Genomic DNA, 23,284 nt, shown 5'->3' on the forward strand with positions numbered 1-23,284 from the left:
GATGACCGTCGACGCCGCGGCACAGGGCCGTGCCGATCTCGCCGCGTGGGAAGCGGGCAAACCCGCCAACTTCTTCGCGGCAGACACCAACTTGCAGTCCGTCCTGCGCCGCACGATGGGCGATGCCGCTTACGCGCGGGCCGAAGCGAACCTGACGCGGTTCGGCGGGCAGGCCGCTACCGCCCTCGACCGCTGGGCGCGCGATGAAGACCTGATCGGCAATCACCCGCGCCTCGACCGCTATGACGGCATCGGCCGGCGCACCGAAGGGATCGAGTTTCATCCCAATCACGACCGCGCCGGGGCGCTGATTTGGGCGTCCGACATACTCGCGCTGCAAGCCAAGCCCGGGCATACCGTCGAACAGATGGCGCTGTTCTACCTGCTCTCGCACAATGGCGAGGGCGGCCACTGCTGTTCGATCGCCTGTACCGCCGGCTTGATCCGCGCGCTGCAAACCGTGGGCAGCGAGCCGCTCAAGGCACGCTTCCTCGCCCCGCTGGTCGACCCGAACTACGACACCATGCAGCACGGCGCGCAGTTCCTGACCGAGGTTCAAGGCGGCAGCGATGTCGGCGCGAATGCGCTGCGCGCGACCGGTCACGGCGACGGCACGTTCCGCCTGACGGGCGAGAAGTGGTTCTGCTCGAACATCAACGCCGACCAGTTTCTGGTGATGGCTCGTCCGGACGGCGCACCTTCCGGCACGCGCGGGTTGGCCGTGTTCGTCGTGCCGCGCCTGTTGGACGACGGCACAACCAACAGTTTCTTCATCCGGCGGCTCAAAGACAAACTCGGCACGCGGACACTCGCCAGCGCCGAACTCGATTTCGACGCGGCGGTCGCCTACCCGCTCGGCCCACTCGATCACGGCTTCAAAACGACGGTCGAACTGGTGCTCAACACGTCGCGATTGCTCAACGCAGTGAGCTGCGCCGGGGTCATGCGCCGCGCCGCGATTGAAGCCGCCAGCTACGCCGCGCATCGCACGGCCTTCGGGCAGACGATCGGGTCGTACCCACTGGTGCAGGAAGCGATTGCCGACTGCGTGAGCGAATATACCGCCGCCGTCGCCAGCGGGTTCGCGCTCGCAGCGCTGCTCGACCGCATCGAGACCGGCCGGGCCAGCGAGGACGAACAGGCGGTGTACCGCGTGCTGGTCAACCTCAACAAGTACGTCACCAGCGTACGCGGTTCGCACGTCGTCCACCGCGCCATCGAGGTGCTGGGCGGCAACGGCGCGATCGAGTCGTTCAGCGTGCTGCCGCGCCTGTACCGCGACATGGTCGTGCTCGAAAGCTGGGAAGGCACCCATAACGTGCTGTGTTTGCAGGTGCAGCGCGACATGCAGCGATACGGACTGCACGAGCCGTTCCTGCGCTGGCTGGGCGAGCGACTCGACGCCGTGACCGCTCCGGCATTGGCACATGACAGGGCGGTAGTCGCGCTGGCGGTGGAGCGCGGAGCCGATCTACTGGCCCGCATCGCCGCCCTGCCGGTCAACGCGCAGCAGGCGCACGCACGCCGGCTGGCCGATGTCCTCACCGACTGCGCGCTGGCGGCGCTGCTGCTCGAAGAGGCGCAGTGGGAACTGGACCGTGGATTCGCCACCACCAAGCCGCAGATCGCCGCATACTTCATCAACGCGCACCTGCGCCCCGGATACGACCCGCTGGACGATCCGGACTATCTCGACCGTATTCGATTTGTGTCGGAGGCCGCGCTGCGCGATGCTGATCCTGTTTGATATCGACGGCACGCTGATCCGTGGCAAGGGCCTCGGCAGGCCGGTGACGCAGAACGCCATTCGCGATACCTTCGGCCTCGATGTCGACCTAGACGGACACTGGTTCGGCGGCAAGACCGACTGGTTCAGCCTGATCGAGCTGCTGACACCGATTGGCGTGACCGAGCAGATGATCGCTTCGAAGCTGCCGGAGTACATGCAGATCAAACGGCGCTGGATGGTCGATCTGATGCGCGAAATCCCGACATGGGCGCTACCCGGTGCGCTCGAGACGGTCGCGGCACTGCGCGATCACGGCGCGTACACGCTCGGCATCCTGACCGGCAACGTGCAGACCACCGCGCTGCTCAAACTGGAAGCGGTCGGCTTCGACCCGGCGTGGTTTCCCGTCGGGGCTTATGGCCATGAAGCGATCAGCCGCAACGACCTGCCACCGCTGGCCCTCGACCGCGCGTTGCAAGTGACGGGCCGCCGCTTTGCCCCGCACGACGTGATGGTCGTCGGCGATACCGTGGCCGACATCGAATGCGCGCGCGCCAACGACCTGCGCGTCACCGCCGTCACGACCGGGTTTCAGCCGCGCGCCGACCTCCAAGCCGCCGGGCCGGACTACCTGATCGACTCGCTGATCGAACTGCTGGATATCGTGAACGGGGCGTAATCAGCCGTGGAACGGCGCCTGCGTGTAGCTGTCGAGGATCGACATGTCCTGCATGAGCGTCTGGAACGCGGCCTGAATACGCTGGCGATTCGAATCGGTGAGGTTGATGCGCATGTCGTAGGCGTCTTCGAGGTCGTCGAGGTAGTAGCGGAATTTTGTGCCGTGGACCTCGAAGCCGTATTTGCGGTAGAGCGCTTGCGCGGCAGCATTCGAGACGCGAACTTCCAACGCCATGTAGGACGCGTCGAGGATCACGGAACGCATCATCATCGCGGCCAGCACGACCTCCCCGTAACGCTTGCGGCGCTGCTCCGGGTGGGTGGCGATGGTGCTGATATGCGCTTCCTCGACCAACTGCCACAAGCCGCCGTAGGCAAGGATCGACGTACGCAGGTCGCTCGGGTAGCCGAGCGCGCGCAGCAGGCGCAGCATGCCGGTCGTCACGCGCGGCCGATCGACCCTGATGCTCGACAGCACGACCATGTGGCTGTTCTCGGACTCGCTGATCTCATACGCATAGGTGCGCGGCGACCACGGCGTCGAAAACGACCGTTTCTCGATGGCGATCACCTGCGCGATGTCGTCGGGGTGCATGGGGCGCAAATAGAGGGTCAAAGAGCACCGCTTTTCACGTAAACAGGAACGACCTGAGCCGGGTCGAACGTGTCCGGCGATTGCCCGTGAAGCTGCGACCACGCCAGCTCGGCGAGAATGCCTGCCCGCCGAAGGCGGTAACCCGCAGGCGCAATCGTGATCGGGATGCCCTGCCGCTGCGCATCGGCCAGCGTCTCGAGACCGGCGGCGTCGATGTCGCCGGTCACCACGGCGCTGCCGTCGATGCTCGAGGCCAGCCCGACCCAGTCGGTCAGGCGCATGTCGCTGCGCGGGCGCCACTCGCCTTTGCGCCATGCATAGCTGCGGACCACAACCCGCCCACGCCCGGCCGCGACGCAGGCCACCAGCGCACTCGCACCCCCGCCGGGAAAGCCCGCCGCCGCAATGTCGAGGGTGTTCACGCCAACCAGCGCCGCACGGTTCGCCATCGCCATCCCTTTCGCCGCTGCCACGCCGATGCGCAGGCCGGTGAACGACCCGGGGCCAATCGCCACGGCGAACGCGGTCAAGTCGGCTGGCGACAGCTTGCATCGTTCGAGCGCGTCAGAGACCGCGCTGGCAAGCTGGACGTTGTGTTGATTGTCGGACGGCCACGTCTGCTCCAGAAGCACCGACGTTCCATCGTGGAGCGCCAAGCTGAGCTGGCGGGTCGCAGTGTCGAGCGCAAGCAGCACGGCTAATCCCCCAACACGCGTGTGCGGAACTGCTCGACCAACCCGAAATAGCGCACGCCGCTGGGGACAAAGCTCAGCGCGCGGTGGGTCGCATCCATGGTACGCAGGTGAATCCACAGCCGTTCGCGCGGAAGCCGCGTTTCGATCCGTTCCGGCCACTCGATGACCAGCGCCGCACCGCTGTCGACAAGATCGTCGAACTCGATCGAGTCGGCGTCGTCCGGCCCGATCAGGCGGTAGCAGTCGAGGTGAAAAAGGGTCACGTCGTCGACCTCGCGGCGGTGCTGATGCACGATGGTATACGTCGGGCTGACGACCGGTTCGGACGTGCCCCATCCGACGCCAATCCCTGACGAGAAAACCGTCTTGCCTGCCGCCAGTTCGCCGGACAAACAGATCACGTCGCCCGGCCGGAGCAGCGCGCCGAGGCGCTGGCCGAGGCGGTGTGTCTGTTCAGCGCTGTGGCTGATGAGGTCGAGTTCACCTGCTTTGAGGATGGGCACGATCAGCCGTATCCTGCGGAGCACAAGGTTGCGCCGGTCATTATACCTCACGTGCTAATCGCAGGCATACCTGAATGCCGCATGGTATACTGGCGGCCCGGCAGGTTGGTGTTTCGTAATGTCGCACCGTAAGTTCCCCGACAACGAATGGACATGGCAGGACGGCCGCGCGCATGCCAGCGTGCGCTGGTTTCCCGAACAGCAAGGGTTGATCTGGTCGTGCTGGGTCGAGACAAGCAGCGGCCCTCAGTACGATGACGGCTGGCGCCAGACCGCCGAAGACTTTCTCTCATCCGGCCCGCCTGATGGCCGTACGCCTCCACCGAACGTGATCGAAACACTGCACGCGGTCGTCTCCGGCGTGTTCGAGCAGCAGACATCCAACGGGTTCAGGCGTTTGGTTCGCCGTTTGCGCCGCCCATGAGCTCCATTCCTGAACCGGTCATCCCGCACAAATGGTCGCTGTGCTGCGCCGGTCAGAGCAGCCCCGCCAGAGGACAGTACGCACAGGCCGAATCAAAACGGGGCGGACGCATTGGCCCTACCCCGCTTGAGCTGCCTGCTGACGTGCGCTACAGTTCGAGTGCGTGGCTTTCGACGACCTTGGCAATGTGCGCGATGGCGTCTTCGACCGGCATCTGACCACGGTCTTCGTCCGTGCGCAAGCGCATGCTGACGGCCTCTGCCGCTACGTCGCGGTCGCCGGCAATCAGCATGTAGGGAACCTGCTGCTCGCGCGCCATAGCGATCTTCGCGCCCATCCGGTTGTTGCTCGTGTCGACCTCGACGCGCAGGCCGCGCGCGCGCATCTTGGATGCAACGCCCTGCAAGTACTCGACGTGCCGGTCGGCAATCGGGATCAAGACGGCTTGCACTGGTGCGAGCCACGTCGGGAACGCGCCGCCGAAGTGCTCGATCATGATTCCGATGAAGCGTTCGACGCTGCCGAACAGAGCGCGGTGGATCATCACCGGGCGCTTACGCTGGCCGTCAGAGTCGACATATTCGAGTTCGAAGCGTTCCGGCAGGTTCGGGTCAACCTGCACCGTGCCGAGCTGCCACTCGCGCTTGAGCACGTCGTGGAACACCAGATCGAGCTTCGGCCCGTAGAACGCGGCCTCGCCCTCTTCGATCGTGTATTCCAGCCCAAGCACCTCGCACGCGTTGATGATCGCGTTCGTCGACGTCTCCCACAGGGCATCGTCGCCGATGAACTTGTCGCTCTTCGGGTCACGGATGCCCACCCGTGCACGGAAGTCCGTCATGCCCAGCGTGCCCATCACGTACTGCGCCAGCTTGACCGTCGAGATGTACTCGGCCTCGAGCTGTTCCGGCGTCACGAACAGATGCGCGTCGTCCTGCGTGAAGCCGCGGACACGCGTCAGGCCGTGAAGCTGGCCGGACTTCTCGTAGCGGTAGACCGTGCCGTACTCGGCATAGCGCACCGGCAGGTCGCGGAAGGAACGCAGTTCGGACTTGTAGATCATGATGTGATGCGGGCAGTTCATCGGCTTGAGCAGGAACAGCTCGCCGTCCACGTCGATCGGTGCGTACTGCGTGTCCTTGTAGTACGGGTAGTGGCCGGACGTCTTGTACAGCTCGATGCTGCCGATGTGCGGCGTGACGACCGGTTCGTACCCGCTGTCGAGCAGCAGTTGGCGCAGCCAGCGCTCGAGCGTGTCACGCAGGATGGCGCCCTTCGGCAGCCACAGCGGCAGCCCCTTACCGACCAGCGGATCGAGGATGAACAGGTCGAGCTTCTCGCCCAGATAGCGATGGTCGCGGCGCTTGGCTTCTTCGAGGCGGTGCAGGTACTCGGCCAACTGTTCGGGGGACTCCCACGCCGTACCATAGATACGCGTCAGCATCGGGCGTTTCTCGTCGCCGCGCCAGTACGCACCGGCGGGCGGCTTGAACGTGATGCTGATGGCGCCCGGGTTGATGTCCTTCGTCGAGGCGACGTGCGGCCCGCGGCACAGGTCCGTGAACGAATCTTGCGTGTACACCGTGAGCTTACTGGCTGGCGCGGCGATCTCCTCGCCGTTCTCGTCCGTGCGGCCGTGGACGAGGTCGTTGATCAATTCGACCTTGTACGGCTGATCGCGGAACAGGTCGAGGGCCTCGCTGACTTCGACCTCGCGCACCGAGAAAGGATGGTCGCCTTTGACGATCTCCTTCATGCGCGCCTCGACCCACGCAAGGTCTTCCTCCTGCACGGGGCGCGGCAGGCCGAAATCGTAGTAAAACCCGTCTTCGATCGGCGGGCCGATGGCGATGTGCGCTTCGGGGAAGCGCTCCAACATCGCCTGCGCCATGACATGCGCCGCCGAATGTCGGATCCGGTACAACTGGCTTTCTTCGTATGGCTGAGACATGACAGCTCCTGAATTGCAGCACGGAGGCTATGATACAAAAGCGACAAGCGCGAGTCCACGACAGGCACGCCAAAACAGCGGCCTACGGTCCTCGCGCTTGTATGCGGGTTCGGCTATGGAGTTGTGCAGATGACCGGTGTTAGCCTGATACGACGAGGACCTCGGAGATCACCACGGCGGCCACCTCCTGCGTAGTTCGTCCGGAATCCACCGCGGGCGCCTCGGCTGTGGGGTGCTCCCCCTCGACCTGCGTGACACGCGTAAACAGCGTCTCGAAGACATCGAGCGCAAGGAGATTGTCGATCGTGTCCTCGATCGTGTCACGATCGAGCTTTTCAACCAATAAATGGGGGGTGTCGAGTGCAGCGAAGCGCACAGGCACCGAATCTTCGACTTGGCGACAGAACAGGTAGTTGATCTCCATCTGCCGGCGAAGGTACTGCAGAGTCACGAACAGGCACGTGTAGATTGTGCCGTCAGACATTTTCACAATGACATCGCACGCGTGGTTGTTGTCCGCGTGGCGCTCGATGTATACGCGGTCGATGTCAGGAAGATTGAGCGAGTTCACAGGTTGGCTCCTTATAGGTAACGCTCGTTATCGAACGCGCTACCCACGGTCGGACTGAATATAAAATCACGATAGGCAGTTTGTGAAAAGTTGTCAAGCAAACCAAGACAATCCTCTCAAACTGCCAGACTCTGGCGGACGATTCAGGCGATCCACCCCCGGGTCGCACGCGACGATCGCGAGTTCGCTATGGCTGTGATTGCGTTAGAACTACATTAGAGACCGCACCACGTGTCATCGGCGTCGTGGCGCTGCTCCAAGTCCCGGCTGAACGCTTTTGCCCCTCGTCACGGCATGGAGGCAAAGCCTCTCCGCGCCTAGAAGAACAGTTTGGCGATGCGCAGCGCGCCCTGCTTCCACGGCACGCGGTGGCTGATGCCGGACTTGTTCTCGAACTGCGCCAGATTCGCCACGTACCAGTCGTAGTTGCGGATCAGCGCGTCCTTGTTGCTGAACTTCGGTTTCCAGCCCAGCTTCTGCTCCGCCTTCTCGATCGACACAAACGAGTCTTTGACGGCAGTCTCGTACACCCACGGGTACAGCGGCGACAGGTTCAGGCGGTCGAGAATGCGCAGCGCCCACAAGGCCGGCGCGACCGGGATCGATACGACCTTGCGCCCCTTGCCGACGTGATCGAGCACGGCTTGAAAGTCGCCCTTGAACGTGCCGAACTCCTTGGCGCCGACGTTGAACGTGTCGTTGACGGTGTCTTCCGGCAGCGTGGCGCACAGGTAGATAGCGTCGCACAGGTCTTCGACGTCGAGGTACTGGTAGCGGTTGTCGCCCTTGCCGGGGATGGGGAAGTTCTTGCCGTCTTTGGCCCAGTCGAACAACAGCGCGAACACGCCGAGGCGCTCCTGCCCGATGAACGACTTGGGCCGGATGATTGGGACGCACATGCCCTTGGCACGGTATTCGAGGCAGACCTCCTCGGCCTTGATCTTGGCGATGCCGTACGGACCGACGCCGATGAGCGTGTCATCCTCATACAACGGATGATGGTCTGGCACGCCGTATACGGCCGTCGAGGAGATGTGGATGAAGCGCTTGACGCCATGTGCCTGCGCGCTTTCGCAGACCGTGCGCGTGCCGTCGATGTCGGTGCTGAAGATGTCTTCCTTCTTGTAGAGCGGCAGCGCGGCAGCGGTATGGATCACGATGTCGACGCCCTGCATGGCGCGGTCGACATCGGCGCGGTTGCGGATGTCCCCGCGCACGTCGGTGATCTGTGGAAGCTCGGGATAGTCGAACGGTGCGATGTCGAGCGACACCACCTTGTGCCCACGCGCCAGCAGGTAGCGCGTCATGTTGATTCCGAGAAAACCGGCCCCGCCGGTAATCAGGTACGTCTGGCTCATGGGTCAAGCCCCTTTGCTTGTGCGAAGTTTCACTATTTTAGGGGCGGGGCGGCCATTCGGCTATAGGCGTTCTGGTGGCGCTATTCGGGCGCCGGTGCGCCGTGTAGAATTGCCTGTGTTGCCGCACTTGTCCTCTCCTGCTGCACACGAACAGGCCCATATGAGCGAGCCCATATCTTCCGCCGTCGACCACGAGCGTGTCTATCGCCGCAACTTTCTCTTCTTCCTGTCCGACGGCATCCTGTTTACGGTCGCGATGGGCATCATGGGGACGACAACCGTCATCCCCGACTTCGTGCGACGCCTGACCGACTCTGAAATACTGATTGGGCTATCGGCAAGCCTGTTCGAATTAGGCTGGACGCTGCCGCAGTTGTTCATCGCGCGCTATATCGTTCGCTCGACGTGGAAGAAGTGGTGGTTCATCGGGCCGAATATCCCGGTGCGCTTCGTGATGTTGGCCTTCGGTATCGCCACGCTGCTGCTCGGTCCGAGTCACAGCGGCACGATCCTCGCCTTGTTCTTTATCTGCTACGGCATCACCGCGCTCGGCGACGGCATTGTCGGCGTGCCGTGGGCGGACCTGACCGGCACCAGCCTCGGCGACAAGTGGCGGGCGCGCATGTTCGGCCTGCAGTCGGCGATCGCCGGGCTGATCATGCTGCTGGTCGCGCCGCTGATCGAGCGTATCCTGAGCAACAGCGGCCCCGCGTTCCCGGACAATTACGCGATGCTGTTCATCGTTGCCGGGCTGCTGTTCGTCATTTCGAACATCCCGACCTTCTTCATTCGCGAACTGCCGGGGGGCAAAGCGGTCGATACGCTGCCGTCGCTCCGCGAATTCCTGCCCGATCTGGGCCGCTTGCTGCGGACGGATTCGACCTTCCGCGCGATCATCGCCACGAGAATGCTGACGACACTGTTCGCGATGGCCGGCCCGTTCTACATCGGCTATGCGACCACGACGCTCGGCCTGTCGAGCGAGACGGCCGTGCCGGGCTTGCTGGCAATGCAGACCATCGGCGGCTTGAGCGGAGCGATGCTGTATACGTGGCTCGGTGCGCGCAACAATCTGCTGTTCATCCGGCTGGCGCTGATCGGCGCGGCCGCCCTGCCGATCAGCGCCCTGGCCTCGACGCAGGGCGCGCCGTGGCCCCTGTATTTCGGGTTCCTGATGTCTGGCCTGACGCTGAGCAATCTATTCCTGAGCTACCTGCACTACGTGATCAGTCACGCGCCGATCGACCAGCGGCCAGTCTACGCCGGGCTGTTCAATACGTTCGCCGCCGTGATCGCGCTGATCGCGCCGTTCATCGCCGGGACGATCGCGCAAGGCCCGGGCTACGAGACCCTGTTCATTGTGGCGCTGGCCATGGCCGGAGTCGCGCTGTTCGTCTCGATCCGATACCTCGGCCAACCGGGGATGAGGCCCGGGATAGCAGTCGCCAGCGCGGATTAAGGCGTTTCGTCCCGCTCGTCCTCAAGCGGTGCGCCATACCGGCCGCCGAACACGATGTCGCTCAGCGCGCGCCGCGTGCGTGGCTGACGTTCGCGCTCCGGCAGCGGATCGACCAGCGTGTCCGGGTCGCCGGGATAACCGACCATGACGCCGCACAAGATCGTAACGCCGTCCGGCACGGCGTATTCCTCGCGGATGCGCGCCACATCGATGCCTGCCGCCTGCCGCACGTTCAATCCATGGGCGCTGGCCTGCACGACCATGTTCTGCACAGCCTGACCGACGTCGTACTGCGCCATGCGATTCTTGCTGCCGTCGACGCCGTAGGTATCGACCGCCAGCGCGATCATGACGACCCACGCGCGCGGCACCCAACGCTGGTTGGACGTCGAGAAGCACGCGACAAGCCGGGCATGCTCGTCGGGGTCGTCACGTGTGGCGACGATAAAGCGCCATGGCTGTTCATTAAAGCTCGACGCCGACCAACGGGCCGCCTCAAGCAAGCTGGTGACCAGCTCGGGCGCAACGGGGTCGTCGCTGAACGCGCGGCTGCTCCAGCGTTTGGCCAACAGCGGGTGAATCGGGACTGCGGTTTGGGCCGTCTTCTGCACGGCATGGCCTCCGTCAAATCATCGGGTGTAGGCAGAAGTGTACATCAGCCGCGTGCCTAACCCGCACCGAAACGGCCAGCCATCATGGACTTCTCAGCTACGGCGTGGTGCCGCCCTGCTGGGCGATGCGAGCGGCGGTCGCCAGCTTGTCGACGCGTTCGTTGTGCGCATTGCCGGCATGACCCTTGACCCAGCGCCACGTGATCTTGTGTTTGCGGGCGAGTTCATCGAGGCGCTGCCACAGCTCGCGATTCTTGACCGGCTTCTTGTCGGACGTCTTCCAGCCGTTGCTCTTCCACGCCTTGATCCACGTCGTGATGCCGTTCTTGACGTACACGCTGTCGGTATGCAGCGTGACGCTGCACGGCTTGGTCAGGGCCGCGAGGGCCTCAATTGCGGCGCTCAGCTCCATCTGGTTATTGGTGGTGTCGGGCGCGCCGCCGGAAAGTTCGCGCTCGGCGTCGCCAAAGAGCAGCAGCGCCGCCCATCCGCCGGGGCCGGGATTGGGCTGGCATCCGCCATCCGTGTAGATCGTGACGTGAGGGCGCTTCGACTCGGTCATTCATCCACCTTTTCAATCACGCCGATCCCATAGTGACCGCGATAGGGTTCCTTGACGTACTCGACGGCAGTCGGATTAGACGCCTTCAGTTCGTCCCACAGCTTGTACACCCCGACGTCCGGGTGATCGGGATCGGGCCGAATGTCGTGAAACGCAATTAGCCCGCCGCGCCGGACAAGTGGCGCATACAGCGCATAGTCGCGCCGTACGCCGGCCTCGCGGTGGTCGGCGTCGATAAAGAGAAAGTCGACCGGCTGATCGGCGAATGCCCGCGCGACCGCGTCGCGGGTCGCCTCGGTCTGGCTGTCCTGCCGCAGCAGCGTTACGGTCGTATGTGGCCGGCCGACCGCGAACGCCCGATACAGCGGAACGCGCACTGTGGGGTAGCCTCCACCGAAAATGCCGCCCGGCAGATCTACACTGACGACGTGTTCGACCGACGGCGCGCAGCGTGTCCAGAGCGCAAGCGTCCCGCCGTTACGCGTGCCGAGCTCGATGATCCGTTTCGGCTGCAAGTCGGCGACGCGCTGCAGAAGCTGGCGCAGTTCAGACTTGGCTTGCAGCGGTCGAATCCGGCTGTACGGCCCGCGGCCTTTGTAGTTCCACACCGCGTCGATCAGCCCGTCCAGCGTCGACGCGGCGTTCAGCCGCTGTTCGAGTTCGGCAGCCGATTCGCGCCAGTAGCGGCGGCGGTTGACCCATGCCTTGAGTCCGCGTGCGATCAGCCGCAGCGGATTCGATGAATCGTTGGTCATGACATCCTCCCGGAGGCCATCTGCTGAAGTTGGTTCAGGACCCGCTGCGCGATGGTCTTGGCGTCTCGCTCGGCGGCGACCCACTTCCGCCCCGCGTCTACTAGTGCGCGGCTGCGCGCCGGCTCCGCCAGCAGAGCGGAGACGGCCTCCGCCAGCGCGCGAGGATCGCCGGGCGGAATAGTCACGAGATGTTCGCCCGGCGTGAGCACCGCTTCTACGGCGGCAGACGCCGCGGTGATAACCGGCCTGCCGAGCAGAATGGCATCGAGGATCTTGTTCGGTACGACCACATTCCGTTTTTCGCCCGTGCCGAACACGCCGAGGCATACTGAGGCGCGTTCAAAGTCGCCCCGCAGCGTGTCCAAGGGGAAGAAACCCTTGCGGAGTTCAACGTTTGAAAGGTCAAGCTCGCGGATCAACTGTTCGATCTGAGGAAGCGTCTGCCCGCTGCCGATCAGCACGAACCGGATATCGGGCCGGTCGCGCAGCAGGTGGGCGGCGCGCACGATAACTTCGATGCCGTGGAACGGGATGAACGATCCGACAAACAGGACATGCTTAAGCGCATCGGTCGGTGGCGGCGGCAGCGGAACGATGCCTGATCGCGCAGAGATCGGTATTACGGTCAAGCGCGGGAACGGCCGGCCGAGCAGGGTTTCGAGTTGGGCGCGATGCTGCTCCGTATCGGAGATCGCGTCACAGCGAGTCAAATTGAAGATGTCGATCCAACGCGCAATCTGCTTGTGCCGGGCCGAACGCGCACTGCGATCTTCGATCCAGTCCGAAAGCCCGACGATGTAGTCCAGCAGCAGGGGACGGCGAACCAGCTTCGCCAACAGCCAGTAGGCGGGGCCTAAGCGCATGTGCAGCGGTGCCGCATAGATTGCCTGCGCCCAACGCAGCCGTCGAATTCCGCGGACGGCTGCCGAAAGCTGGACGATCGCATGCCGCTTGGCGGGGATACGCACGAACTTGACGTCCGCGCCCAAATCCCTCCACCCCTTCACAAACTCGTCGAGCCGAGGATTTCGTCGATCGATGACGCCGATTACTGCGATTCGGAGCCCCTTCGAGCCGTCGATCGATGGTGTCATGCGAAATCAACCATTTGACAAATTTTCAATGATCCGATAGATTTTGATGGAACCGTAGGTCCACGCCGTACGTACTACGTGTCATACACACGGCTCCATACCGCCGAGGGATCATTATGGACACGAATGCACAAAAGAACATGCGCACTTTCTATTTGATTGTCGCAACGCAGACCTTCTCGATCATCGGATCGCGGCTGAGCGGTCTGGCCGTCGGATTCTATATCTTCGCGCAAACGGGACAAGCTACGCCTCTGCTGCTGATCTCGTTGTTCTCCATGCTGCCGAGCATCTTCGCTGCGAACATCGGCGGAGTGCTGGCCGACCGGTGGGACCGCCGCAAGCTGATGCTAGTGGCCGACCTCGGTCAAGCGGCCTGTACGCTCCTGCTGCTGTTCAGCTTTGCTACCGGCAGCTTCCAATTGTGGCACTTGTATGCGCTGGTGTTCGTCTCACAGCTGCTGGGCAGCATCCAACACCCGGCTTTCGCTGCGTCGATCACGATGTTGGTGCCAGACGATAAGCGCGACCGCGCTAACGCCCTCACCCAGCTTTCCAGCCCGGCCGCCGGCATCATCGCGCCGATCATCGCCGGCCTGCTGTACGGCAGCATCGGCGTCATCGGGACGATCGCAATCGACCTCTTCACATTCATCGCAGCGGCCGGTGTCTTCCTCGTCGTGTCGATCCCGGCGCCGACCGAGACCGAGCACGGACGGCGTGCCAACGCCAGCGTGTGGGCGTCGTTCACCGGTGGTTTGGCTTTCCTGCGTGAGCGGCGGCCGATGCTGGTGCTGACGATGCAGTTCGGGCTCGTCAACTTCTGCATCGCCGGGTCGATGGGCATGGCGATGGCCTACATGCTGGGCCGCACCAGCAGTGAGGCGACCGCTGGCTTGCTGATCGGCATCAGCAGCGCGGGCGGCCTGATCGGCGGCATCGTGATGGGCATCTGGGGCGGCACGCGTCCACGCATCCACACCATCATGCCGGCGATCATCCTGTCCGGCATCTGTCTGGCGCTGTTCGGCCTGAGCCAGTCACCGGTGGCATTGGGCGCGGCGATCTTCGGCCTGATGTTCCCGCTGGCGTTCGTCAACGCGCCCGTGATGAGCATCATGCAAGCCAAGACCCCGCCCGACTTGCAGGGGCGTGTATTTGCCGTGCTCGGCCAAATCTCGCTGGTGCTAACGCCGATTGCCTACCTGCTCTACGGGTTCCTCGCCGATCAGGTGCTCGAGCCGGCCGTCGGCACGGCGGCGTGGGAACCGTTCGCCGGACTGTTCGGCAGCGGGCAAGGATCGGGTATGGCGGTGATCATCTTCACGGCCGGCGTGTTGATGGCCGTCAGCAGCGCATTGGTCTATGCGCTTCCGTCGATCCGGCACATGGAGGCCAATCTACCCGACTACAAGGCCCTCGCGGCACCTCCGCACACCCAGCCTGTCGCGGATGACCCGGAGCTTGCGCTTGAGCCAGTCGCTGCTGTGGAGTAGGGGTTTCGCCGAAATTCATGCCAACGGGCATGCACCCTCTGGACTCCCTTATCTGCGAATTGACGGCGCGTGCGTCGTCAATTCGCGTGTAACGAGGTGCAGGAGTGCAAGCCCCTGCCGGGGCCGGGGGCAGCGCCCCCATTATTCGGATAACGATCCGACGCTCGGTCAGGGCAAAGTCGCGGCCTAGGTCGCGCGGCGGATGGGACGGCTTTGGAAGCTGCGCTTGTCCGAGCGGGCGGCGCGTTTGCTCTGCAGCTTGGGGGCGGCGCTGCCGGGCTCGACGCCCTGCTTGCGCAGCTCCATGCGGATCAGTTCGTCTAGCTTGCGCCGGTCTTGCCCGCTGACCAGCGCCAATTCGTCGGCGCGCGCCAACGCGTACGGATAGGGCGTACGCCCCTGCATCTGACATTGATCGAGGATCAGCGCATGGAGTGAGTTGACCGCGTCGCGTTCGCGGGCGACCCACATCGGGATGTCGACGCGCGCGATGGCCGTTTGATACCCGTTGGCGACCTTGACGTAGAAGAACGCGACTTCAAAGCTGCCGTTCTTCTGCCGGTAGGCGAGGTTACGCGGCGAATTCTGCACCATGATTGCGCTGCGCTCACCGGGTTCCAGCACGTTATCGAACAGGTGCATGTCGCGCAGCCCTTCCAAGTCCCCGCCGGTCGCGAGCTGCGCCTCGTGGGCCTTTATGTCGGCCTCGTTGCCGAGGCTGAGCAGATATAGCAGTCGCAGCACCTGCCGGCTGCGCGCCGGATTGTCCACATAACCCGCAAGCACGGCGTCGGCATCGCGCAGTTGGCCCATGCCTGTCCAGTAGTCGGTGAGCAGCTTATCGCCGTCGGTGACGTCCGCGCTGGCCCAGAACAGGAGCTGATTGTCGAACAGCGTGATCAGCGGATCGCGCGCGCCTTCACGGTGCATCTTCCACGCCTGCTGCGCCAACTGCTGCATCTCCGTCACGGTCCGGCGCGCGTCCACCGTGCGGTTGCTGATCAGCAGGCGGTTGCGGTCGTGGACGATGTCTTTGTGATAGGCCAGCATCGGCAGCGTGATCGTCTGCGGGACGTGGTCTTCCCCGTGTTGATACACGAACATGCCGATATTGAGCAGGTAGTAGTGCACCGGCGACTGTTCGTTGGGATACACCTGTGACCCGTCGCTGGCGATCAGCGTGGCGTGCGACGGCAGCGGCGGGGGCGGATACACCCAGTTGAGGTTCTCGGCGTCCGGGCCTTCGAGCGGGGCTGCGCCGCGATAGCCGCTGATCTCCGGCCCGCGCACGTACGCGATTTTCTGCCGGATCGCGTCGAGGTCATCGGCGGACATCAGTCGTTCGCGAGCCAGCGCGAGCTTGTCGGTCATGTCGAAGTCGAGGTGCGAGATCATCGCCCCCATCTTACGTACCTGATCCAGCAGTTTGTTGAATTCGATGCTCATGCGCCGGCCTTTGTCTGCCCAATGAATCTCCAAAGGGCTTGCGCCCGCTGGACTCCCGTTTCAGCGAGGTGCAGGAGTGAGAACTCCTGCCGGGGTGTAGGGCGCTGCCCCGCAGGACATAACTGATTTACCGAGACAGTAGCACGGTTGTTCTAGGGTGTCAAGTTGGGCACGAGCACGCGCGTGAGCAGCCACAGGTCGAGGGCCGCGAAAGCGCTGAGGGCGACAGGCAGCAGCACAGGGAGATGCTTCACGATCGGAAGGCGCTGACGGATGGCATCCAGTCCAGCACACACCAGCGCCGCTAACGGGATGAGGATCGGATAGACGTAGCGTCCCTGAAACTGCACGAACTGCATGTTGTAGTAGACGAGCATGAGCAGGGCCAGCACGCCGGTGACGCCCATCAGCAGCCACGCTCGCGGCGTCGAATGGCGGAGCGCGCGCAGCGCGATCGCGCCCGCGGTGCCGACTGCTGCTATCGCGCCGTAGATTGCCAGCACCCATGTCTGAATTGGCAGCGCCATCCAGCCGAATTGACCGATGAAGCTCGTCACTGTGGTCTCGAACGCCATCTCGAAGTAGGGGCCGGTACCCAATTTGGCCATGTAGTCGGCGGTGCGGGTTTGTCCGATTACGACCGCGTCATGCGCCGCCAGACCGAGGAAGTCGGGAAAGCCGTAGACACCAATGTTGCGCAACCACCACACCGCGCCGATCCCGAGCGCGACGACAAGATATGCGGAGGCGGCGGTCATCCTTCCGCGCAGGCCTCGCTCGTGCGGGCGCAGTACCACCGCCAGCAGCGCAACGCCGGCCATCAGGTAGGCGGTCGTCTTCGTCAGCAGCGCGATTCCCACCAGCACGCCAAGCGCCCATGCCGGGACGCGGCCTCCCGCTGCGTGACTGATGCTGGCCCACAGAATCCAGCCGACGAGCGCCCACGCGAGCGCGTCGTTGTTGACCGAGGCCAGGATGTGCACGTGCTGCGGGACGAACGCGACCAGCGTGGCAGTCCCAAGCGCCACCGCAGGCCGGTCGGGCATGGTACGGGCAGCCACGGCATAGGCGGCCAGGACGACGATCAAGCCCATCGCGGCGGAGGCGACGCGCAAGGCGACGAGGTCGCCGCCAGAGACGTTGTAGACTGGCACGAGCAGCAGGTAGTACAGTGGCGGTTGATGGTCTTCGAACTGCACCGTGTCAAGCCGCGCGAGCAGTTCAGGCGCGAACCGTGCCGCCTTGAGCTGTTCGAGGTACGCCTGATTCCAGTCGCCATCTTCGATCAGCGGATACGCGCCATCCTCCGCAAGTTGGCGGACGACGTTGTAGTGTGCTGGTTCGTCAGGTGCCTGCCACGGCGGGGTCGCGGTAGCATAGCTCACGGCGACGATCAGATAGAGGGCGAGAATCGCCAGCAGCGACGGCAGCACCCAGCGGGGCGACCTTAACCGACCGGCGCTCGGATCTTTCATGCTGTCTCGGTTGGCTCGTTGGCGCGCACCGCGTCCACGAATTGATCGAACAGATACAGCGAGTCGTGCGGGCCGGGCGAGCTTTCGGGGTGATACTGCACGCTAAACGCGCCGAGTTCGGTGTGCCGTAACCCTTCAACGGTGTTGTCGTTCAGGTTGATGTGCGTGACCTCCGCGCCGCCTAGGTCGCTGTCGGGCGTGACGGCGAAGCCGTGGTTGTGCGCGCTGATCTCGACCACGCCGTTGAGCAAGTTCTTGACCGGCTGATTGCCTCCGCGATGGCCGAAGCGCATCTTCTCGGTGCGGCCGCCCAGCGCCAGACCGAGGATCTGATGGCCGAGGCAGATGCCGAACACGGGCACCTTGCCGAGCAGGCCGCGCACGTTGTCGATGGCGTAGTCGACCGCGGCCGGGTCGCCGGGGCCGTTGGACAGGAACACGCCAGCGGGCTGCTGTGCAAGCACCTCGCTGGCCGGGGTCTGCGCCGGCACGACCCGTACCCGCAGGCCGCGATCGGTCAGCATGCGCAAGATGTTGTGCTTGATGCCGAGGTCGTAGGCGACGATCAGCGGTCCGCCGTCGGTCTGGTTGCGAACCGCGCCCATATACCACGAGCCGTCGCTGGCCTGATTCCAGTTGTACGGCTCTTCGCAGGTGACGTCGTCGACCAGATTGGCGCCGCTCATGTCCGGGCTTTGGCGCGCCATCTCGATCAGCGCCTGCGGGTCGCCCGCCACCTCGCCATGCGCAATCGCCGCGCGCATGACGCCTTTCTCGCGGATATGCCGCACCAGCGCGCGGGTCGCCACGTCGGACAGGCCGATGACGCCCTGTTCGCGCAAAAAGCCGTCAAGGTCGCCGCGATTGCGCCAGTTGGACACGACCGGGCTGAGCGAGCGCACGACGAACCCCGACACCCAACTGCGCGGCGACTCGAGGTCTTCGGTGTTGATGCCGGTATTGCCGACATGCGGCACGGTCATCGTGATGATCTGGCGATAGTACGACGGGTCGGTCAGGATTTCCTGATAGCCGGTCATCGACGTGTTGAACACGATCTCGCCGGTCTGTACGCCGCTGGCGCCAAATCCGGTGCCGGCGTAGAGCGATCCATCCTCAAGGGCAAGCAGTCCCTGCATCGGGGAGCCTTCCTCAGCAACTTCAATTGTTAGCGGTCGTTTACGACTGGTCCCGGCACACGTCCAGATTGTTGACTGAACGGCGGCCCGGGATTAGTATGCACGGCAGAGTATACCAAGAGACACGACCATGATTCAGGTCGAAAACCTGTGCCGGCGCTACGGCCCGCATACGGCGTTGGACGGCATCAGCTTCGAAGCAGCACCCGGGGAGGTCGTCGGGTTGTTGGGGCCGAACGGCGCAGGCAAAACCACCACCATGCGCATCCTGACTGGCTTCATGCCGCCCACGTCGGGGCGCGCGGTGGTCGCCGGATTCGACGTCCAAACGCAGTCGATGCAAGCACGTGGAGCGGTCGGGTACCTGCCGGAGCGCGTCCCGCTGTACCCCGACATGACGGTTGTCGGCTACGTTACGTTCTGGGCGCAGATGCGCGGCATCCGCAAGGCTAAAGCCGCCGCCCAGCAGGCGCTCGAACAGGTCGACCTGTGGGATCGCCGCCGCTCACTCGTGCGCAGCCTGTCGAAAGGTATGCGTCAGCGGTTGGGGCTGGCGCAGGCGCTCGTCCACGACCCTGCTGTGGTGATCCTCGACGAGCCGACCATCGGCATCGACCCGCAGCAGGTGATCGACGTGCGTCAGGCCGTGCGCGGACTGGGTGCCAAGCACACCGTGTTGTTCAGCACGCACATCCTGACCGAAGCCGAGCAGGTCTGCGACCGGGTCGTGATCCTGAATCAAGGCCGCATTGTGGCGCAGGGCACGCCGTCCGAGCTGCGCGCCACGCTGTACGCCGGCGATCGGCTGTATGTCGAGGTCGGCAAGCTCAACGCGGACGCCGCGCTCAAGGCGCTCAAAAGTGCGACCGGCGTGGCCCGCGTTGAACCCAGCGGCAGCGGATACCTCGTCTACGGACAGCCCAACATCGATGCCCGTCCGCACGTCGCCGGCAAGATCGCCGCGGCAGGCGGGCTGATCGTCGAACTGCGGCCCGTTGCCCTCACGCTGGAAGACATCTTCCTCAATCTGGTGACGAAAGCAGGCCCGCGATGATCGGCGTCGGCACCGTCTTCCGCCGCGAGCTGGCGGCCTACTTCACCTCGCCGGTCGCCTATCTGATCGGCGCGGCGTTCCTACTCGTCACGGCGCTGGTGTTCAACAGCAACCTCACGCTGGCGCTCACGCAGGAGCCGGTCAACCCGGCCATCGTGCCGAACTCGCTGTCGTTTTTCCTGATCTTCTTCGGCCCGGTGCTGACCATGCGCCTGTTCGCCGAGGAAGCGCGCGAGGGCACGCTCGAACTGCTGCTGACGACTCCCGTCACGGAAGTCGCCATCGTCCTCGGCAAGTTCCTGAGCGCGTGGGTGTTCTACAGCCTGCTGCTGGGCGCCACGCTGGTCTATCAAGTCACCCTATCGAGCGTCACCCAACCTGAGACGGGGCAGGCGATTTCCGCCTATATCGGCATCTGGCTCTACGGCGGCGCGTCGCTGGCGATCGGCCTGCTGTGCTCGGCGCTCACCGAAAGCCAAGTCGTCGCGGCATTTCTGAGCGTCGCCGTACTGCTGCTGTTCTACCTCGGCGAACTGGCCGGCCAGATCGTCGCCAGCATCGACATGGCGAACCTGCTGCGCCGCCTGTCGATGCCCGGTCATTACATCGGCTCGTTCGCGTCGGGGCTGGTGCGCTTCGAGGACATCATCTACTACGCCGGGGTGATCGCGATTGCGCTGTTTATCACGCTGCGAGTGGTTGAACTGCGGAGGCTGCGCTGATGGCCGCGATGCTGCGCAGCAGGGCGCTTCGCCATATCGTCATCACGGTCGTGCTGACCGCAGTCCTCATGCTGGCCGTCAGCTTCCTGTATGCGCGCACCGAGCAGGCCGCGCTCACGCTCGATATGACCGAAAGCCGGCAGTTTTCGCTGACGCCTGAGACGCTGCGCATCCTCGAACGTGTGGATCGCCCGATTCAGGTCACCGGATTCTACTCGTCCGAGGCGCTGCGGTTCCGCGAACTGGACGACATGATCGTGCGGCTGTATGTCGACGAGACTGACGGGCTGATCCGCAGCGCGTACTACAACCCGGACGACAACCCGGCGCTCGCCACGCAGTTCGACCTGACCTACGACGGCGAGCTGTTCGTCTCGTACTTGACCGACGACGGCCAGATCGACTTCGACACGATCGTACGGGTCGTCACCGAGAACAGTCAGGAGCGCAACATCACCAGCGCGCTCGTGCGCTTGCTCGACATCAACCGGTTCACCGTGGCGTTCGACTCGACGTACAGCGACATCAACCCATTCGACACGACGGCGCGCGGGTTCACCGGAATCTTCAACGGGCTCGGCGCGAACGGTATCCTGACGACCTCGCTTGATCTGGCAGGGTTGGCGGCGCGCGCCGAGGACGTGCCAGAGGATATCGATACTGTAGTACTAGCCCGCACCCGCCAGCAGCTACCGCCAGACGCGATCGCCGTACTCGCGCGATTCCTCGAACGGGGCGGATCGCTCTTGATCCTGACCGATGCCGATTTCACCGAAGCGCCATTCTTGGCCGAGGACAGTCTGTTCAACGCGTTCTTGTGGCAGAACTTCGGCATCCGTATGTTGGACGGCATCGCCATCGACGCGCTTTCGAACGCCGGCAGCGAGCTGGACCTGCTCAGCTATGCGCTGTCGGATGGTTCGACCATTACGGCGCGGCTAAACGACCCCGAGGACACCTCGACACGGGCAATGTTCCGCGTGTCGCGTGTGGTTCAGATCGACGACACCCCACCGGTCTCGAACGGCATGATCATCGCGACCAGCGAACTCAGCTACGCCGAGACCGACTTCGCCAGCGTCCTGAACGCCAATCAGTACGAGTTCAGCCTCGAAGACGACATCGCTGGGCCGGTCAACCTCGCGGCATGGGCTTTCGATGAAACGACCGGCGCACGCATCGTGCTGGTCGGCGATACGGACTGGGCGACCAACGGTTTGGTAAGCAACCCGGTGGGTAACAGCATCTTATTTACAGACGCGATCCGCTGGCTGACAGGCTTCGGCGAAGAACTGGTGTTCGCGCCAGAAGGACGCGCAACCAACCTCCCTACGGTATTCCTCAGCACGCAGCAGCTTGACCAAATCGCACTACTGACCGTGGTCGCGATGCCTGTCGGCCTGCTGCTGATCGGACTAGCGGTGTGGTGGATGCGGCGGCGCGCCTGACCGCCGATTGCCATACGGATCACTGAGAGCCCGATGAGACTTGATTGTGCGGCCGAAGCGGTCTGCTTGACAAGATTCCGGCATCGGGATACTTTATAGGGGTAACATACGACGGTGAAATCCTCGTCAACCGGCGAGGATTGTTTGCCTAACGACCTGGGAAGGTGTATGTGCCGTCGGTACCTTCCCCAAGCACACACGAGGGTCAGCGCCTTGCCTGCCAACGCTCGCAAGGCTTTATGCACGTATGACTATGGCTATGGCTGCAATCGCACAGATCACACCAATCGAAGACATCCGCGCACAGCTGGTGGACAAGGCCAAGCGCGAGGGTGGCATCACGCATGATGACATCCTTGCCGTCATGCCCAACGCCGAGAATGACATCGCGCTTCTCGACGACCTGATGAATGGACTCATGGAAGACGGGATCGAGATCGGCCAGCGCGTGCCGTCCTCGGATGACCTGTCTGAAGGAGACCTGTATGCCGAACTCGATGCCGACATGGACGGCATCGATATGGAGATCGCCGCGGAAGGCGGCAATCCGTACAACTGGGCGACCGAACTGATCGATGACGCCGGCTACCAGCAGGCGCTCGATACCGACGATGTCGTCGGCCTGTACTTGAAGGAAGCCGGTCGCGTTCCCCTGCTCACGGCCGAGCAGGAAGTTGAGCTCGCCAAGCGCATGGAGCGCGGCGTGCTGGCTCAGAAGAAGCTCGATGAGATGGGCGACCGCCTGTCTCCCGATGACGTCTACACCCTGAAGGACTACTTGTTGGACGCCGAGGCCGCACAGGAGCACCTCGTGCGCGCCAATGCGCGTCTGGTCATCAGCGTCGCAAAGAAATACATCGGGCGCGGCGTGCACTTCCTCGATCTGATCCAGGAAGGCAACATCGGCCTGATTCGCGCGACCAACAAGTTCGAATACCGCCGCGGTCACAAGTTCAGCACGTACGCCACGTGGTGGATTCGCCAGGCCGTCAGCCGCGCCGTGGCCGATCAGGGCCGCACGATTCGTGTGCCAGTGCACATGGGCGATCAGCTCAACCGCATGCGCCGCGTGCAGCTCCAGCTCCTGCAGGATCTGGGCCGCGAGCCGACGCTCGAGGAGCTCGCCATCGGCATGGAGACCACGCCGGACAAGGTTGAGCATCTGATGGAGATCAGCCGCCGCCCGGTGAGCCTCGAAACCCCGATCGACGAAGAGGGCGACAGCACCTTCGGCGATTTCGTGGAGGACACCAGCACGCCGGCCCCGGCCGACGAGGTGGCGACTCACCTGCTGCACGAACAGCTTCAGGGCGCGCTCAACCGCCTGCCCAGCCGCGAGGCGCAGATCCTGCGCTTGCGTTACGGGCTGGAAGACGGCCGCGTCTACACGCTGGAGGAGGTCGGCCAGACCATCGGTGTCACCCGCGAGCGCGTGCGTCAGCTTGAGGCACAGGCGCTGAACCGCCTGCGCCAATCGAGCGCGCACATTATCCTGCGCGACTACCTGTACGGGGAGTAG

General features: G+C 63.8%; 22 protein-coding genes. 9 read left to right on the forward strand and 13 right to left on the reverse strand.

The genetic code is table 11. The annotated features are described in order from the left end of the window. The first annotated feature begins 1 nt into the window (after position 1). Together IPM16_18185 and IPM16_18190 are read left to right on the forward strand one after the other, a co-directional pair. Entirely contained in the window at positions 2-1,747 is a 1,746-nt protein-coding gene (locus IPM16_18185; protein ID MBK9125030.1) for an acyl-CoA dehydrogenase family protein, read from the forward strand. Continuing rightward, positions 1,731-2,408 carry an HAD hydrolase-like protein gene (locus tag IPM16_18190; protein MBK9125031.1) on the forward strand — a complete coding sequence of 226 codons (678 nt, stop codon included), beginning with the start codon at positions 1,731-1,733 and terminating at the stop codon, positions 2,406-2,408. Before IPM16_18185 ends, IPM16_18190 begins: the two co-directional genes overlap by 17 nt. Here the strand turns inward: IPM16_18190 and IPM16_18195 are convergent, their stop codons facing one another. From IPM16_18195 to tsaE, 3 genes are read right to left on the reverse strand one after another with little or no spacing between them, the layout of a single operon-like run. Beyond that, the gene (locus IPM16_18195; GenBank protein MBK9125032.1) at positions 2,409-3,023 is read right to left on the reverse strand and encodes a GNAT family N-acetyltransferase; all 615 of its coding nucleotides are present in this window, start codon (positions 3,021-3,023) and stop codon (positions 2,409-2,411) included. Further along, complete coding sequence (tsaB, locus tag IPM16_18200; GenBank protein MBK9125033.1) at positions 3,020-3,697, reverse strand: tRNA (adenosine(37)-N6)-threonylcarbamoyltransferase complex dimerization subunit type 1 TsaB; 678 nt, start codon at positions 3,695-3,697, stop codon at positions 3,020-3,022. The genes IPM16_18195 and tsaB overlap by 4 nt, the downstream gene beginning before the upstream one ends. A gap of 2 nt (positions 3,698-3,699) precedes the next feature. After that, positions 3,700-4,200, reverse strand: a complete 501-nt coding sequence (gene tsaE / locus IPM16_18205) for a tRNA (adenosine(37)-N6)-threonylcarbamoyltransferase complex ATPase subunit type 1 TsaE (GenBank protein ID MBK9125034.1) — start codon at positions 4,198-4,200, stop codon at positions 3,700-3,702. 118 nt (positions 4,201-4,318) lie between these two features. Between tsaE and IPM16_18210 the strand changes: the two genes are divergently transcribed. Continuing rightward, positions 4,319-4,624: a hypothetical protein gene (locus tag IPM16_18210; protein MBK9125035.1), complete on the forward strand. Its 306-nt coding sequence runs from the start codon at positions 4,319-4,321 to the stop codon at positions 4,622-4,624. 148 nt (positions 4,625-4,772) lie between these two features. On the opposite strand, the gene IPM16_18215 is transcribed toward IPM16_18210, so the two are convergent. The 3 genes from IPM16_18215 to IPM16_18225 form a co-directional block, all read right to left on the reverse strand. Further along, the gene (locus tag IPM16_18215; GenBank protein ID MBK9125036.1) at positions 4,773-6,575 is read right to left on the reverse strand and encodes a threonine--tRNA ligase; all 1,803 of its coding nucleotides are present in this window, start codon (positions 6,573-6,575) and stop codon (positions 4,773-4,775) included. Positions 6,576-6,714: 139 nt separating this feature from the next. Next, positions 6,715-7,146, reverse strand: coding sequence for a hypothetical protein (locus IPM16_18220; GenBank protein ID MBK9125037.1), 432 nt, complete (start codon positions 7,144-7,146; stop codon positions 6,715-6,717). A 317-nt stretch (positions 7,147-7,463) separates the two neighbouring features. After that, positions 7,464-8,504: an NAD(P)-dependent oxidoreductase gene (locus IPM16_18225; GenBank protein ID MBK9125038.1), complete on the reverse strand. Its 1,041-nt coding sequence runs from the start codon at positions 8,502-8,504 to the stop codon at positions 7,464-7,466. Positions 8,505-8,664: 160 nt separating this feature from the next. Between IPM16_18225 and IPM16_18230 the strand changes: the two genes are divergently transcribed. Then, the gene (locus IPM16_18230) at positions 8,665-9,963 is read left to right on the forward strand and encodes a hypothetical protein (protein MBK9125039.1); all 1,299 of its coding nucleotides are present in this window, start codon (positions 8,665-8,667) and stop codon (positions 9,961-9,963) included. Here IPM16_18230 and IPM16_18235 read toward each other — a convergent pair. From IPM16_18235 to IPM16_18250, 4 genes are all read right to left on the reverse strand, one after another. Beyond that, on the reverse strand, positions 9,960-10,574 hold the full coding sequence (locus IPM16_18235) for a nitroreductase family protein (protein MBK9125040.1): 615 nt from the start codon (positions 10,572-10,574) through the stop codon (positions 9,960-9,962). The two genes, IPM16_18230 and IPM16_18235, sit on opposite strands and share 4 nt — an antisense overlap. 97 nt (positions 10,575-10,671) lie before the next feature. Then, complete coding sequence (gene rnhA, locus IPM16_18240) at positions 10,672-11,136, reverse strand: ribonuclease HI (protein MBK9125041.1); 465 nt, start codon at positions 11,134-11,136, stop codon at positions 10,672-10,674. After that, positions 11,133-11,891: a class I SAM-dependent methyltransferase gene (locus IPM16_18245; protein MBK9125042.1), complete on the reverse strand. Its 759-nt coding sequence runs from the start codon at positions 11,889-11,891 to the stop codon at positions 11,133-11,135. Before IPM16_18245 ends, rnhA begins: the two co-directional genes overlap by 4 nt. Next, a complete protein-coding gene (locus IPM16_18250; protein ID MBK9125043.1) occupies positions 11,888-12,985 on the reverse strand; it encodes a glycosyltransferase in 1,098 nt (365 codons plus the stop codon). Before IPM16_18250 ends, IPM16_18245 begins: the two co-directional genes overlap by 4 nt. A 140-nt stretch (positions 12,986-13,125) precedes the next feature. Between IPM16_18250 and IPM16_18255 the strand changes: the two genes are divergently transcribed. Then, on the forward strand, positions 13,126-14,481 hold the full coding sequence (locus IPM16_18255) for an MFS transporter (GenBank protein MBK9125044.1): 1,356 nt from the start codon (positions 13,126-13,128) through the stop codon (positions 14,479-14,481). Between the two features lie 186 nt (positions 14,482-14,667). On the opposite strand, the gene IPM16_18260 is transcribed toward IPM16_18255, so the two are convergent. The 3 genes from IPM16_18260 to carA form a co-directional block, all read right to left on the reverse strand. Further along, positions 14,668-15,927: a DNA double-strand break repair nuclease NurA gene (locus tag IPM16_18260; GenBank protein ID MBK9125045.1), complete on the reverse strand. Its 1,260-nt coding sequence runs from the start codon at positions 15,925-15,927 to the stop codon at positions 14,668-14,670. 152 nt (positions 15,928-16,079) lie between these two features. Continuing rightward, positions 16,080-17,402, reverse strand: a complete 1,323-nt coding sequence (locus IPM16_18265) for a glycosyltransferase family 39 protein (GenBank protein MBK9125046.1) — start codon at positions 17,400-17,402, stop codon at positions 16,080-16,082. Next, positions 17,399-18,541, reverse strand: a complete 1,143-nt coding sequence (gene carA, locus IPM16_18270; protein MBK9125047.1) for a glutamine-hydrolyzing carbamoyl-phosphate synthase small subunit — start codon at positions 18,539-18,541, stop codon at positions 17,399-17,401. The genes IPM16_18265 and carA overlap by 4 nt, the downstream gene beginning before the upstream one ends. 130 nt (positions 18,542-18,671) lie before the next feature. On the opposite strand from carA, the gene IPM16_18275 reads away from it, so the two are divergent. The 4 genes from IPM16_18275 to IPM16_18290 all read left to right on the forward strand — a co-directional run bounded on the left by IPM16_18275 (position 18,672) and on the right by IPM16_18290 (position 23,284). After that, positions 18,672-19,595, forward strand: coding sequence for an ABC transporter ATP-binding protein (locus IPM16_18275; GenBank protein MBK9125048.1), 924 nt, complete (start codon positions 18,672-18,674; stop codon positions 19,593-19,595). Next, the gene (locus tag IPM16_18280; GenBank protein MBK9125049.1) at positions 19,592-20,317 is read left to right on the forward strand and encodes an ABC transporter permease subunit; all 726 of its coding nucleotides are present in this window, start codon (positions 19,592-19,594) and stop codon (positions 20,315-20,317) included. The genes IPM16_18275 and IPM16_18280 overlap by 4 nt, the downstream gene beginning before the upstream one ends. Further along, positions 20,317-21,765 carry a Gldg family protein gene (locus tag IPM16_18285; GenBank protein ID MBK9125050.1) on the forward strand — a complete coding sequence of 483 codons (1,449 nt, stop codon included), beginning with the start codon at positions 20,317-20,319 and terminating at the stop codon, positions 21,763-21,765. Before IPM16_18280 ends, IPM16_18285 begins: the two co-directional genes overlap by 1 nt. 247 nt (positions 21,766-22,012) lie before the next feature. Then, positions 22,013-23,284 (forward strand): sigma-70 family RNA polymerase sigma factor, encoded by a 1,272-nt coding sequence (locus IPM16_18290; GenBank protein ID MBK9125051.1) that lies wholly within the window; start codon positions 22,013-22,015, stop codon positions 23,282-23,284.

Source organism: Candidatus Flexicrinis affinis (genome assembly GCA_016716525.1).
Classification (GTDB): domain Bacteria; phylum Chloroflexota; class Anaerolineae; order Aggregatilineales; family Phototrophicaceae; genus Flexicrinis; species Flexicrinis affinis.